The 14,090-nt window shown below is 63.6% G+C and carries 12 protein-coding genes; 8 read left to right on the top strand and 4 right to left on the bottom strand.

The features are described from left to right. Positions 1-8: 8 nt before the first annotated feature. Positions 9-260 carry a DUF3862 domain-containing protein gene (locus tag ACRCYW_RS11275; RefSeq protein WP_438550186.1) on the top strand — a complete coding sequence of 84 codons (252 nt, stop codon included), beginning with the start codon at positions 9-11 and terminating at the stop codon, positions 258-260. A 92-nt stretch (positions 261-352) separates the two neighbouring features. Here the strand turns inward: ACRCYW_RS11275 and ACRCYW_RS11270 are convergent, their stop codons facing one another. Both ACRCYW_RS11270 and cysZ read right to left on the bottom strand, forming a co-directional pair. Then, complete coding sequence (locus tag ACRCYW_RS11270; protein WP_042639652.1) at positions 353-967, bottom strand: trimeric intracellular cation channel family protein; 615 nt, start codon at positions 965-967, stop codon at positions 353-355. Positions 968-1,101: 134 nt separating this feature from the next. Next, on the bottom strand, positions 1,102-1,866 hold the full coding sequence (cysZ, locus tag ACRCYW_RS11265) for a sulfate transporter CysZ (protein ID WP_349921404.1): 765 nt from the start codon (positions 1,864-1,866) through the stop codon (positions 1,102-1,104). Between the two features lie 109 nt (positions 1,867-1,975). On the opposite strand from cysZ, the gene ACRCYW_RS11260 reads away from it, so the two are divergent. The 3 genes from ACRCYW_RS11260 to ligA all read left to right on the top strand — a co-directional run bounded on the left by ACRCYW_RS11260 (position 1,976) and on the right by ligA (position 8,598). Continuing rightward, positions 1,976-5,350, top strand: coding sequence for an AAA family ATPase (locus ACRCYW_RS11260; protein ID WP_438550185.1), 3,375 nt, complete (start codon positions 1,976-1,978; stop codon positions 5,348-5,350). 15 nt (positions 5,351-5,365) lie between these two features. After that, positions 5,366-6,490: a cell division protein ZipA gene (gene zipA / locus ACRCYW_RS11255; protein ID WP_438550184.1), complete on the top strand. Its 1,125-nt coding sequence runs from the start codon at positions 5,366-5,368 to the stop codon at positions 6,488-6,490. Positions 6,491-6,591: 101 nt separating this feature from the next. Continuing rightward, entirely contained in the window at positions 6,592-8,598 is a 2,007-nt protein-coding gene (ligA, locus tag ACRCYW_RS11250) for an NAD-dependent DNA ligase LigA (protein WP_438550183.1), read from the top strand. A gap of 75 nt (positions 8,599-8,673) precedes the next feature. Here the strand turns inward: ligA and ACRCYW_RS11245 are convergent, their stop codons facing one another. Beyond that, positions 8,674-9,678, bottom strand: a complete 1,005-nt coding sequence (locus ACRCYW_RS11245; protein ID WP_438550182.1) for an ABC transporter substrate-binding protein — start codon at positions 9,676-9,678, stop codon at positions 8,674-8,676. 403 nt (positions 9,679-10,081) lie between these two features. On the opposite strand from ACRCYW_RS11245, the gene nrdD reads away from it, so the two are divergent. From nrdD to ACRCYW_RS11225, 4 genes are all read left to right on the top strand, one after another. After that, positions 10,082-12,199, top strand: coding sequence for an anaerobic ribonucleoside-triphosphate reductase (gene nrdD, locus ACRCYW_RS11240; protein ID WP_438550181.1), 2,118 nt, complete (start codon positions 10,082-10,084; stop codon positions 12,197-12,199). Between the two features lie 90 nt (positions 12,200-12,289). Then, entirely contained in the window at positions 12,290-12,799 is a 510-nt protein-coding gene (nrdG, locus tag ACRCYW_RS11235) for an anaerobic ribonucleoside-triphosphate reductase-activating protein (RefSeq protein WP_438550180.1), read from the top strand. A 56-nt stretch (positions 12,800-12,855) separates the two neighbouring features. Continuing rightward, complete coding sequence (locus tag ACRCYW_RS11230) at positions 12,856-13,026, top strand: YqaE/Pmp3 family membrane protein (RefSeq protein ID WP_041993510.1); 171 nt, start codon at positions 12,856-12,858, stop codon at positions 13,024-13,026. A gap of 155 nt (positions 13,027-13,181) precedes the next feature. Next, on the top strand, positions 13,182-13,592 hold the full coding sequence (locus ACRCYW_RS11225) for an energy transducer TonB (RefSeq protein WP_438550179.1): 411 nt from the start codon (positions 13,182-13,184) through the stop codon (positions 13,590-13,592). A gap of 68 nt (positions 13,593-13,660) precedes the next feature. Here the strand turns inward: ACRCYW_RS11225 and ACRCYW_RS11220 are convergent, their stop codons facing one another. Then, positions 13,661-14,020, bottom strand: coding sequence for an MliC family protein (locus tag ACRCYW_RS11220; RefSeq protein WP_438550178.1), 360 nt, complete (start codon positions 14,018-14,020; stop codon positions 13,661-13,663). Between the last annotated feature and the right edge of the window lie 70 nt (positions 14,021-14,090).

Below are 14,090 nucleotides of genomic sequence, written 5' to 3'. Positions count from 1 at the left end.
AGAAACAGATGAAGCAGATCCTGATCGGGGGGATGATCGCCCTGTTGTTGACCGGTTGCAGCAAGCTGAACCGGGAGAACTACGACAAGTTGAAGATGGGCATGAGCTATGCCGAGGCCAGCACCATACTCGGCAAGGCGGAGCGCTGCGACGATGCGCTCGGCACCACCAGTTGCATCTGGGGCAAGGATGGCAAGAACATCCAGGTGCGTTTCATCGCCGACAAGGCCACCTTCTTCAGTTCGGAAGGGATCAACTGACCCGAGCCCGTGCCCAGCCCTCAATAAAAAAGCGCCAGAAGGCGCTTTTTTATTGCTCGTTATCCAGCCATTCAAGCCAGAAACTGGCGTGCTCAGTGGGTGGCGTACTGGTAATTGAAGGTGGGCAGTCCCCACTTGAAACGCACCGCCAGCAGCCGCATCACGAAGCCGATCCCCAGGGCGCCGAAGGCGGCCCAATCATTGGGCAGCCCCTGATCCAGCGCGAGGCAATAGAGCCCGGCCGTGACCAGGGAGACGGCGGCATAGAGCTCGCGCCGAAACACCAGGGGGATGCGCTGGCACAGGAGATCACGCAGCACGCCGCCGAAAACCCCGGTCACCACCGCCATGATGCAGGCGATGCCGGCCCCGTGCCCCATCTCCAGCGCCCTGGCCGCCCCGAAGATGGAGAAGACCACTAGCCCCAGGGCATCCAGCGCCATGAACAGCTTGCCGAGGTAGCGCATCAGGGGGGCAGAGATGACCCCGACCATGGCGGCGCCCGCCACCAGTAGCACATATTCGGGGTGCTCCACCCAGAGCAGGGGGTAGTGCCCCAGCAGCACATCCCGGATGGTGCCGCCACCTATGGCGGTCGCCGAGGCGATGATCACCACGCCAAACAGATCCATCCGCCGCCGACCCGCCGCCAGCGCGCCAGTCATCCCTTCGGCCACCAGGCCGAGCAAGAAGAGTGCATGTAACATGAGTAATACCAGGGAACGAGAAAGGACCGCATCCTAGCAATCCAGTGTTGGCGGGGCAAGCACAGTCAAACATGCATTAGATTAAGTAATGAAAAGGGGGCTTTCGCCCCCGTTTTTGGTTATGTCAGCCCGCTTTAGCGCCGCAATTGCTCGGCTCGGTATTGATCCACCCACATGGCGGTGGCGCCGCAGATGGCGACCGGCATCACGAACAGGTTCACCACAGGAATGGCGGAGAAGAGGGTGACCAGGGCACCGAAGCTCAGGCATTTGCCGCGGCGCTGCTTGAGGGCATCGCGCATGGTGGTGAAGTCGATCTTGTGGTTGTCGAACGGGTAATCCACGTACTGGATCGCCATCATCCAGGCGCTGAACAGGAACCAGAGCACAGGGGCCAGCGTCTGGCCCACCACGGGGATGAGGAAGAGGATGAGGCAGCCGATGGCCTTGGGCAGGTAGTACTTCAGCTTGGTCCACTCGCGGCCGAAGGTGCGCGGCACATCCTTGACCACGTCCAGCATGCCGGTGTCGCTCATGGTCTCGCCGGTGAGGATCTGCTCCACCTTCTCCGCCAGCAGGCCGTTGAAGGGGGCGGCGATCCAGTTGGTCACCGAGCTGAAGATGAAGGAGAAGACCACCAGTATGGTGATGAGGGCGATGGGCCAGAGCAGGTAGTCGAGCCAGCTGAGCCAGGACGGGATCTGCTGATGCAGCCAGGCAAACAGACCGTCCAGTTGCAGCAGGAGCGCGTAGAAGGCACCGGCGAACAGCACCACGTTGACCAGCAGGGGGATCATCACGAAGGTGCGGATCCCGGGCTGGCGGATGAGGGAAAAGCCGCGCAGGAAGTAGTCAGCGCCGCTGACCGAGTCTTTGACCATCTTGGGGGATTGGCTCATCTGAGCTCCATCTGTTAACGGGAAACTGCCTGCATATTACAAACAAGCTTTTGATTTGGTAAAGTCGCCTGCCCGCCTCTTCGATATTTCGTTACCCAGATAGGCCCTCATGCGTCTGAAATTGATCAAACTCGCCGGTTTCAAGTCGTTTGTCGAGCCGACCCGCATCGAACTCAGCGCCGACATGACCGCCGTGGTCGGGCCCAACGGCTGCGGCAAGTCCAACGTCATCGACGCGGTGCGCTGGGTACTGGGGGAGAGCTCGGCCCGCCATCTGCGGGGCGAAAACATGACGGACGTCATCTTCAACGGCTCCATCAACCGCAGCGCCCATGGCCGCGCCTCGGTGGAGCTGGTCTTCGACAACCCCCATAACCGGGTCCCCGGTGAATTCGGCCGCTTCAGCGAGATCTCGGTGCGCCGCGAGGTGCTGCGCGACGGCTCCAACCATTACCAGATCAACGGCCAGAAGTGCCGCCGCAAGGATGTGACCGACCTCTTCCTCGGCACCGGCCTCGGCCCCCGCAGTTACGCCATCATAGAGCAGGGCACCGTCAGCCGGCTGGTGGAGTCCCGCCCCGCCGATCTCAAACTGTTCATGGAGGAGGCGGCCGGTGTCTCCCGTTACAAGGAACGGCGTCGGGAGACCGAGCAGCGCATCCGCCATACCCAGGAGAACCTGGAGCGGCTCGGCGATATCCGTGGCGAGCTGGGCTCCCGCCTCGAGCACCTCAAGGCCCAGGCCGAGACTGCCGAGCGTTACAAGCAGCTCAAGCATCGCAGCCGCGCCGCCCGGGCCGAGCTCATCGGCTCCGAGCTCTGGGCGCTGGAGACCCGCCTCGGCGAGGCCAAGAGCGAGCTGGCCCAGGCCGAGCAGGCACTGGCGGCCCTGGATGCCAAGCGCACCGCCGATGAAGGGCGCCACGTCAGCCTGTCGGTGGCCCGCCAGGAGGCCCAGGCCGAGCAGGCGAGCCGCCAGCAGCAGATCTTCCTCGGTGGCCAGGCCATCGCCCGCCTCGAGCAGCAGCAGCTTCACCAGACCGAGCTGGGCCGTGACTGGCAACTGAGGCGTCAGGCCCTGACCACCCGTATCGGTGAGCTCAAGACCCAGCTGGCGAGCCAGCAGGCGGAGCTCACCGAAGGAGTCCTGAAGGGGGAGCTGGCGTCGGCCCGTCTCGAGCAGTGTGAGCAGTTGCTCACCGACCAGCAGGGGCTGCGGCTGGCCGCCGGCGAGGGGTTGGAGCAGGCCCGCCAGCAACAGCAGCAGTGGCAGCAGCGTATCGGCGAGTCGCAGGGGCGGCTCAACCAGACCCGCGCCGAATTGGGCGGCCTGCAGGAGTTGCAGGCCAAGACCCGGCTGGCCCGGCTCAAGTTGGAGGATGAGCAGGGCGGCCCCCTCGGCGGGGAGGACGAGACGCTGCAGCCCAGGCTGGATGCGCTTGCCGCCGAGCTGGAGATGAGCCAGGCGCGCTGCGCAGAGCAGGAGGGGCAGTGGCAGGAGGCCGTCGCCCACCACGAGGAGTGCAAGTCCCGGCAGAGTCAGCAACATGGCCAGCTACGGGAACTGGAGGCGCGTCTCACGACCCTCGGCCAGATCCTGGGGGAGCAGATGCAGGGGGATACCCTGGCGGATCGGCTGCAGGTCGCTCCCGACTGGGCCCAGGCCCTGGACAAGGTGCTCGGCCGCTGGCTCACCGCCCAGCCGGCGGATCTGTGCAACCTGGAACAGGGTGGGCTCTGGATCGGCCCGGCTCAAGCCCCGGTGCCTGGTACCCTGGCGGCCCAGATCGGAGGGGATCATATTCCCGCCTTCCTCAACGCCATCTGGCTGGTGGCCAGCAGGGAGGAGGCGCTGACCCGCCGGCCAGCGCTCGCGGCCGGTGAGTCCGTGCTCACCCGGGAGGGTGACTGGTTTGGTCCTAACTGGGCCGATCTCGGTCAGGGGGGGGCCCTCGGCACCCTGGCGCTGCTCGGGGAGCGTGAGCGGTTACATACCGAATTGAATGCGGGCCGCCAGGGGCTGGCCAGTCTGAATGAGCAACTGAGCGTGGCCGATACCGCGCGCGCCAGCTTGCAGGCCGCCCTCGAGCAGAGCCAGCGCGAGCTGCGTGAACTGGAATCCCAGTGGCAGAGGCTGCGGGAAGCCTGGAGCCTGCAGGAGGGCCAGCGTCAGGCGCGCCTGCAGCGTCTCGGCCAGCTTGGCGAGGAGTTGCTGCGACTGGACAAGGAGCAAGCCGAGGAGGCGCAGCGCGCCGCCATCCTGTCCCAGCGCCTCGAACTGGAGGAGGCGCAGCTGGCCGAACTGCAGGAGCAGGGCGAGCCCCTGGCGGTATCCCTGCAACTTGCCCAGGAGCGGGTCAGCAGTGCGGAGCGGGGGCAGGAGGAGGCGCGCATGCGCCGGGAGCAGCAGCAGGCCGATTGCCAGCGCCTGCAACTGGAGCAGCAAAACCTGTCGCAGCTCATCGCCCTGCGTGAGCAGGAGCTGGCCCGTCTCGGGCTGGAGCTGGCTGAGCTCAAGGGGCCGGATGCGCAGGCGGTGCAGGATCTCTCCCCCTTGCTTGCCGAGCAGCAACGGCTCGAGGCGCAGCAGCTGGCCTGTCATCAGCGGCTCAACGAGCTGGAGCGGCAACTGAAAGAGCTGGATCAGGCCCGCAGCGCCGATCACAAGCAGCTCGTACAGCTACAAGAGAAGCTGGCCCAGCTTCGGCTGGAGCGGGAGCGCAACCTGACCCGCCGTCAGGGGTTGCACGAGCAGTTCGAGGAGCTCGGGATCCGGTTGGTGGATCTCGATCAGGCGGTGCTGATCGCCGCCGATCGCGGCAAGCTGCGCCAGGAGATCCAGACCCTGGAGGCGCAGGTGGAGGCGCTTGGGGCCATCAACCTGGCAGCCCTCGAGGAGTACGAGGAGGCGAAGACCCGTTCAAGCTACCTCGAAAACCAGTGCCAGGATCTCGAGCAGGCCCTGGAGACCCTGAGCCAAGCCATTAAAAGAATTGATAAAGAAACACAAATACGCTTCCGCGACACTTTCGATAAGGTCAACGAAGATTTAAAATCCCTGTTTCCAAAAGTGTTCGGGGGGGGCAGTGCCTGGCTCGAGCTGACCTCTGATGATCTTTTGGAGGCCGGAGTGAGCATCATGGCAAGACCTCCGGGCAAGAAGAATGCTACCATTGCCCTGCTTTCCGGGGGGGAGAAGGCGTTGACGGCCCTTGCGCTGGTCTTTGCCATCTTCAGGCTCAATCCAGCGCCCTTCTGTCTGCTGGATGAGGTGGATGCACCGCTCGACGAAGTGAACGTGGGTCGCTTCTGTTCTCTTGTCAAAGAGATGTCGAGCACAGTACAGTTCGTTTACATCAGTCATAATAAGGTCTCCATGGAGATGGCTGAGCAACTGATAGGCGTCACTATGCAAGAGCCCGGGGTTTCTCGCATAGTGTCGGTCGACATCGGTGAAGCCGTCGCTTTGGCTGAGCAAAACTAGAAAGAGAAGCAGCTAATGCAGGAATTGCGTTACATCTTGGTTGCCCTGGGCGGAATTGCCATCGCGGCATTGCTCATTCACGGGTTGTGGAGCAACAGAAAGAACCGTCAGGCACCGATCAAGGAGAAACCCCTCGGTCGGATGGAATCCAAGTCGCGGGAACGTGACAGCGATGCGTTTGACAGCGATGGCATCGGTCAGGTACGTGTGGTCAGTGGTGGCCGTCGTGCCGAGCCCAAGCTGCGTGGCGACGAGGCCCGCCAGCCTGAAGCCAGCCGCCGTGCTCCCGTCCCCGATTTCGACGACGAGGATGATGACGCCGATCTGCCGCCCCCCGTGGTTCGCAAGCCTGCTCCCCGTCCGGTCGCACCCGCTCCTGCTCCCGTCTATGAGGAAGAGGAGTATGACGAGCCGAGCCCAGAACCCGTCGAGGAGGCCCCGGCCGCGCCTGTGCGCAAACCCGCTCAGGTGATTCGCCGCACCCCGGTACATAGATCCCGTCCCCAGCGTGAGCCCATGATGCAGCCGCTGGACGAAGAGCCGCTGGTGGAGCCGGCCTACGCCCAGGCGCCGACCTTCGGTGCCCGCGCTGCTGCCCCCGAGCCTCAGCCCCGTCAGGTCGCCCCCGCTCCTGTCTATGAAGAGCCGGAGTACGACGACGAGCCTGCCTACGAAGAAGAGGCGCAACCCGCCCCCCTGCGGGAGCCGGTCGAGAAGATCTGGCAGGATGTCTATGTCATCAACCTGATGGCACGCCCCGGTCAGGATCTGCAAGGGGCGACCCTGCTCTCCTCCCTGCTGGCGCTCGGCTTCAAGTTTGGCGAGATGGATATCTTCCACCGCCACGAGGATCTGGGTGGCAAGGGGGAAGTGCTCTTCTCCATGATCAACATGGTCAAGCCGGGCACCTTCAACCCCTATCGCATGGAGCAGTTCAGCACCCCGGGTGTGTCCCTCTTCATGCAGTTGCCCCTGCGCAGCAATGCCGCCTTCGCGTTCGAGCACATGTTGCAGGCCGCCGACCAGTTGGCGAGCGACCTCGACGCCATGCTGACCGATGCCAGCCGCAGCCCGCTCAGCGACGACGACATCACCCGTTATCGTCAGGAGCTGGCGGCCTACGAGGCCAGCCGCGACTAAGGCGTCCTCCGGGTCAATGAGATTAAAAATGCGGTACCTGGGTGCCGCATTTTTGTTTGTATGGCTACCTTCTTATTTCAACCACAGTCCGAGACTTCTCCATGAGCGACATCCTCTCCCGCCACCGTCAACTGTGTGAGCTGCTGACCGAATACGGCCATCAGTACTATGTGCTGGACAACCCCACTGTGCCGGACGCCGAATACGATCGCCTGATGCGCGAGCTGATCGCGCTGGAGGCCGAGCATCCCGAGCTGAAGACCCCGACCTCGCCGAGTGCCCGGGTCGGCGGCCAGCCGCTCTCGGCCTTCCGCCAGGTGCGCCACGAGATCCCCATGCTGAGCCTGGACAACGTGTTCAGCGACGAGGAGCTGATGGCGTTCGAGCAGCGCATGCGGGATCGCCTCAAGCGCGAGATAAGCTTCCAGTTCTGCTGCGAACCCAAGCTCGACGGCCTGGCTGTCAGCCTGCTCTATGTGGATGGCCAGCTGGTGCAGGCCGCCACCCGCGGCGATGGCACCACGGGGGAGGAGATCACGGAGAACGTGCGTACCATCAAGGCCATTCCGCTCGCCTTGCGTGGCAGCGGCTGGCCAGCCCGGCTGGAGGTGAGGGGGGAGGTCTTCATGCCCAAGGCTGGCTTCGAGGCGATGAATACCAAGGCGCTGGCCGCCGGCGAGAAGGTGTTCGTCAATCCGCGCAACGCGGCGGCGGGCAGCCTGCGCCAGCTCGATTCCCGCATCACCGCGAGCCGCCCCCTGAGCTTCTACGCCTACGGGGTCGGGGTCGGGGGGGATGAACTTGGCAATTCCCACTTCGGTCGCCTGAATCGGCTCAAAGAGTGGGGCCTGCCGCTGAGTCCCGAAGTGAAGCTCAAGCAAGGGGCGACCGGTTGCCAGGCGTTCCACGACGACATCCTGGCCCGCCGCGGGGATCTGCCCTACGAGATCGACGGCGTGGTCTACAAGGTGGACGACATAGTGCTGCAACTGGAGCTCGGCTTCGTGGCCCGGGCCCCGCGTTGGGCCACGGCCCACAAGTTCCCGGCAGAAGAGGAGATGACCCTGATCGAGAACGTCGAGTTCCAGGTCGGCCGCACCGGCGCCGTGACCCCGGTCGCCAAGTTGAAACCCGTCTTCGTCGGCGGCGTCACCGTCTCCAACGCCACCCTGCACAACGCGGACGAGATCGAGCGCCTCGGCGTCATGATCGGCGATACCGTGATCGTGCGCCGGGCGGGGGACGTGATCCCGCAGATCGTGGCCGTGGTGGAAGCCCAGCGTCCGATCGACGCACGCGCGATCCTCTTCCCCACCCAGTGCCCGGTCTGTGGCTCGGCGGTGGAGCGGCTGGAGGGGGAGGCGGTGACCCGCTGCTCCGGCGGCCTCTTCTGCGAGGCCCAGCGCAAGGAGGCGATCAAGCACTTCGCCGCCCGCCGTGCCATGGACGTGGACGGGCTCGGTGACAAGATAGTGGAGCAGCTGGTGGACAAGGGACTGGTGAAGACACCGGCGGATCTGTTCGGCCTCAATGCCATCCAGCTCGCCGATCTCGAACGGATGGGGCCCAAATCCGCCCTCAACCTGGTGGCGGCCATCGACAAGGCACGCAGCACCACCTTGCCCCGCTTCCTGTTTGCGCTCGGCATTCGCGAGGTGGGTGAGGCGACCGCCCTGAACCTCGCGAACCACTTCCTGACCCTGGAGGCCCTGCGCGCCGCCAGCGTGGAGCAATTGCTGGCGGTGGCGGACGTGGGGGAGGTGGTGGCCAAGCACGTCTACTACTTCCTGCGCCAGCCCCACAACATCGAGGTGCTGGAGGCCCTGCAGGCCGCCGGCATTCACTGGCCCGCCATCGAGAAGAAGGAGGCAAGCGAGCAGCCATTTGCCGGCAAGACCTTCGTGCTGACCGGCACCCTCACCCAACTGTCACGCAACGATGCCAAGGCGGCGCTGCAGGCCCTCGGAGCCAAGGTGGCGGGATCCGTCTCCGCCAAGACCGATGTGCTGGTGGCCGGTGAGGCGGCGGGCTCCAAGCTGGCGAAGGCGCAGGAGCTCGGCATCGCCATCTGGACTGAGGCAGAACTGCAGGCGGCGCTTCAGCCCTGAAGCCTGCTCTTGCCCTGAGAAACAAACCCGGCCCCATGGCCGGGTTTGTCGTTCAAGGGGTTGTCTTTTAAAGGTTCACTCGTGCCATTGGGCCTTGGACTGCCACTTGGGGGGTAACTCGAGTTGCCAGCGGGCCAGCTCGCCCCGGCTGAACACGTACTCCCCGCGCAGGGCGGCGCGGGGTGACAGGGCGCCCGGGGAGGTGCCCGCCAGGATGGCGTTGGCCAGTTCGGCGGCTCGCTCCCCCTGGGCATGGCCGTTGAGCACCAGGCCGCCGATGGCCCGTCCCTTGCCTACCGAAAACTCCCAGAAGGAGAAGAGAGGGACCGGGCTGTGCTGGCTGGTCCATTCGATCACTTGCTGCTCGCTCACATGCTCGCCCCGCTCATCCACCAGGGTGTGATACAGGCCGATGAAGAGGGCCCCATAGCCCCGCTGCCGGCTGGAGAGCACCGCCTCCTGCCAGCGCCGGTAGTCATCGAGTTGCTGGTTGTCGACCCGGGTAGTCCCCACACGGGGTTCGCGCTGATCGCTGAACTCATCCGCAATGGCGGTACGGGAGACCTCGCTGCGATCAAAGAGCACCAGCGCCTTGTCGAGCCCTCCCATCAGCTGGCTCATCTCGCTGATGTTGCGCTTGAGCAGGGGCCGCTCCAGCACGCCGGTGATCCTGGGATGACCCACCAGCCCCTTGTGGCGGGGGTTCTCGTTCATGCCGAGGAAGACAACAGGGGTGCCTTCGGTGGCGATGCGCCGGGCGAGGGCGTTGATGGCGTTGTCGTCCCCCAGCACCACCAGATCCGGCTTGTGCTGCCGGTAGTACTCCATGGCTCTGTCGGCGATCCGGGAGAGCTCCTGGCGGGGCTGGCGCTTGGTGTCCATGTAGAAATGGCTGATGTGGTGAGCCCCCTTCAGGTGTTCCCTGAGACTGGCGCTGTAGCTCTGATCCCACAGGTTGGCGGGATGATAGCTGCTGATCACCAGGATCTCGGCCGCCCGAAGCGGCAGCGGCAACAACAGCGCGAGCAGTAGCATCACCTTGATCACATGGATTTCCCCCTGGCAGGACACTGCACCCATTATGTGCGCTTTGCCCGGCGGATGCCTCGGTCAATTGTTGTCGGATGGTGCCATCTCTTCGTCCGTCACCGGATCCGGCGCCAGCCCGCACCCCGTCTGGAGTTGGCTTTGAAGGGGTCTTTTGACGCTGGTCGTGAACTGTGCCACTCCTTCCAAAACCTGACATGGATCAAGAAACAGGGTGTCGCTTTGGTGCCTAATAGACACCACATATAGGGCTGCATTAGTGTTTTTATCCCTACATGTTGTGTTATCAAGCTGTGCATAAGTCGTTTTCTCCCCAGTGTCAGCCCAGGCGCCAAGCCTCGGCTGCCTTTATTTGCGCCGAGGACAGAGCGTGGGGGAGGGAACCTAACAGGGTGAGCCAAGGGCGATAGCCAGGCCTTTAATGCGGGGAAGAGAGATGAAACCGGTTGTGATAAAACGTGATGGATGTCGCGCACCATTCAATGCCCAACTGATCGCCGAGGCGGTGAGCCGGGCGGCGGCCGCGGTCAGTCAGGCCAACCCGGCCCTAGGGGAGCGGGTTGCCAGCGCCGTCAGCCTGGAGCTGGAGGGGCGGGCCGAGGTGGACATCCACGAGATCCAGAACCGGGTCGAGAATCATCTGATGGCCTCCGACGACAAGGCCATCGCCCGCGCCTACATCGAATATCGCCATGACCGGGATCTGGCTCGCGAGGCCCGCGGCCGTCTGGCTCAGGATATCCGTGGCCTGGTGGAGCAGACCAACGCGGCCCTGCTCAACGAGAACGCGAACAAGGACTCCAAGGTGATCCCGACCCAGCGGGATCTGCTGGCGGGCATAGTCGCCAAGCATTACGCTACCAGCAACATGCTGCCCCGTGAGGTGGTGCAGGCCCACGAGAGCGGCGATCTGCACTTCCACGATCTCGACTATTCCCCCTTCTTCCCCATGTTCAACTGCATGCTGATCGACCTGCAGGGCATGCTGACCCACGGCTTCAAGATGGGCAACGCGGAGATCGACACCCCGAAATCCATCAGCACCGCCACCGCGGTGACCGCCCAGATCATCGCCCAGGTGGCGAGCCACATCTATGGCGGCACCACCATCAACCGCATCGACGAGGTGCTGGCCCCCTATGTGACCATCAGCTGGCAGAAGCACAGGGAAGTGGCCGAGGAGTGGGGCATTGCGGACGTGGACGCCTACGCCATGGCCCGCACCGAGAAGGAGTGTCACGACGCCTTCCAGTCTCTGGAATACGAGGTGAACACCCTGCACACCGCCAACGGCCAGACCCCCTTCGTCACCTTCGGCTTCGGCCTGGGTGACAGCTGGGAATCCCGCCTCATTCAGCGCGCTATCCTCGGCAACCGCATCGCGGGCCTCGGCAAGAACAAGAAGACCGCCGTGTTCCCGAAACTGGTGTTCGCCATCAAGGACGGCCTGAACCACAAGGCCGGGGATCCCAACTACGACATCAAGCAGCTGGCGCTGGAGTGTGCCTCCAAGCGGATGTACCCGGACATCCTGAACTACGACCAGGTGGTCAAGGTGACCGGCTCTTTCAAGACCCCCATGGGCTGCCGCTCCTTCCTCGGCGCCTACGAGGAGAACGGCGAGCTCATCCATGAGGGGCGCAACAATATCGGGGTGGTGAGCCTGAACCTGCCGCGCATCGCCCTGAAATCCCGGGATGAGGCAGATTTCTGGGACCGGCTGGACGCCGCCCTGCGGGTCGCCAAGACGGCGCTCATGTATCGCATCAAGCGCCTCGACGGCGTCAAGGCGCGGGTCGCCCCCATCCTCTACATGGAAGGGGCCTGCGGGGTGCGCTTGAAGGCCGATGACAACGTCAGCGAGATCTTCAAGCACGGCCGCGCCTCCATCTCCCTCGGTTACATAGGGGTACACGAGACCATCAACGCCCTGTTTGGCACCCAGACCCACCTGTTCGACAGCGATGCGCTGCGTGAGAAGGCCGTTGCCATCATAGCCCGGCTGCGGGCCGCGACCGACGAGTGGAAGGAAGAGACCGGCTACGGCTTCAGCCTCTACTCCACCCCGAGCGAGAACCTCTGCACCCGCTTCTGCCGCATCGATGCCAAGGAGTTCGGCGTGGTGGCCGGGGTGACTGACAAGGGTTACTACACCAACAGCTTCCACCTCGACGTGGAGAAGCAGGTGAACCCCTATGACAAGCTGGACTTCGAGGCGGCCTATCCGCCCATCGCCAACGGCGGCTTCATCTGCTACGGCGAGTACCCCAACATCCAGCACAACCTGGAGGCGCTGGAGAACGTCTGGGACTACAGCTACGACAAGGTGCCCTACTACGGTACCAACACCCCCATCGATGAGTGCTACGACTGTGGCTTCACTGGCGAGTTCGCCTGTACCTCCAAGGGCTTCACCTGCCCGCGCTGTGGTAACCATGACCCCGCCAAGGTGTCGGTGACCCGCCGGGTGTGCGGCTACCTCGGTAGCCCGGATGCGCGCCCCTTCAACGCGGGCAAGCAGGAAGAGGTCAAGCGCCGGGTCAAACATATGTAAGCCAGGCGGCTAAGCGTGAGATGGCTCCTGATGATGAGGGAGCCATTTTTATTGGCGGACCGAGTGCCCGTGATGGGGTGAGGAGAGAAGATGCATTATCACCAGTATTACCCGGTCGATGTGATCAATGGCCCGGGCACCCGTGCCACCCTGTTCGTGTCGGGCTGCGAGCACCAGTGCCCCGGTTGCTACAACCAGAGCACCTGGCGCCTCGATGGCGGCAAGCCGTTCGACCAGATCATGAGCGATCGCATCATCAGGGATCTCAACGACACACGCATCAAGCGGCGCGGACTGTCGCTCTCGGGTGGCGATCCGCTGTATCCCACCAACGTGCCTTTTGTGCTGGCACTGGTGAAACGGGTGCGGGCCGAATGCCCTGGCAAGGACATCTGGTGTTGGACCGGCTATCTGCTCGGTGAGCTCAGTCCGGCCCAGCGGGAGCTGGTGGCCTTGCTGGACGTGCTGGTGGACGGCAAGTTCGAGAAGAAGCTGGCGGATCCGGGTCTGCTCTGGCGTGGCAGCAGCAATCAGCAGATCCATGACCTCAACGGCTGGCGAAAAACCGGGGAGCGGATCCCCTGTCTGGTTTGCAGTTGAGGCCAAGGCTGTTTATGGTTAGGCCAAGCCCGAACCATCTTTGACGAGGAACCTCGATGAACAATCTGCTCAAGATCCTGCTGGCCATCTTCCTGCCCCCGGTCTGCGCCTTTATCCAGGTCGGTTTCAGCCTGCATTTTCTGATCAACATAGTGCTGACCCTGCTCGGCGGTCTGCCCGGCATGGTGCACGCACTCTGGCTGGTGGTGACCGACAAGCGCGCCTGATTGAGCCTCCGCCATGAACACAGGCCAACCCCAGGGTTGGCCTTTTTGTTGCCCGCCAGATGGGTGCTTCCCGAACGGGGCTCTCTGTCTCACAATCCCGACCGGGATAGACGGCCGTTCAAGGATCCGGGCGGTCATAACACAAGGAGGGTGGAATGCGTTTGTATCTCTTGTTGCTGGGGGCCGTGCTCGGCCTGCTGGGGGGTTGTGCCAGCCCCGGCCCCGCCGTGAAGCTGAACCAGCCGCCGCGGGATGTCTCCATGGATGAGCTTTGCCTCTACTGGGTTCAGGAGGAGGAGGTGACGACATTCAGGGTCCCCACCAAGGGGAGAATGACCGAGCCGGTGGAAGGCTATGTGGATATTCGCTACCTCATCGATTCCAACGGCAATCTGTTCAGCCCACAGATCCTGGCGGCAGAGCCCGCCGGCGTGCTGGAGATAGCGGCCCTGACGGCTCTGTCGAAGGTGCGTTATCGGGTAGCGGAGCAGAACCCGGATGCCATCCCGGTACAGGTGGTGAGGCGCTTCAGCCTCAAGGCCGAGGCATCCTGGGAAATGCGATAAGAAGCGCAATGACAAACACCCCGGCCTGGCCGGGGTGTTCTGTTTGGGGAGACCGGGATGGGCGGGCCTCACTGCTCCTTGCAGTCGTTGTAGCGGCTCTGCCACTCGCCGGCCTGATCCCGCATCTCCACGAAGCCTTCCTTGCCCTTGTTCCACCAGACCACCTCGTGATCGTCGGTATAGCGGGCGCCGGAGGCGGAGACTGCCTGGGGCAGGGTGTAATCCTTGCCATCCGGCAGGGCCAGCTTGACGAAGTTCAGGCTCTCGTCCGAGAGGGAGAAGTAGCGAACCTGAATTTTTTGATTCTGCTCGCACAGATAGGTGACGGTGTCGCCGCCGGTGACGCCCAGTTTGCCGGCACTGAATTCGCAGCCGCTGAGCAGGGTCAGTGACCCCATGGCCAGCAGGCCGAGTTTGGCGTATTTCATCCTGGATCCTTAATCGGTTTCATATGGCCTTGAGCCTAACAGACTGGGGGTTGACTGCAACCCTTCAGTG

Source organism: Aeromonas sp. (assembly GCF_051657805.1).
Lineage (GTDB): Bacteria > Pseudomonadota > Gammaproteobacteria > Enterobacterales > Aeromonadaceae > Aeromonas.
The sequence above is the reverse complement of the archived record's forward strand: the minus strand, read 5'-3'. Positions and strand labels throughout refer to the sequence as shown.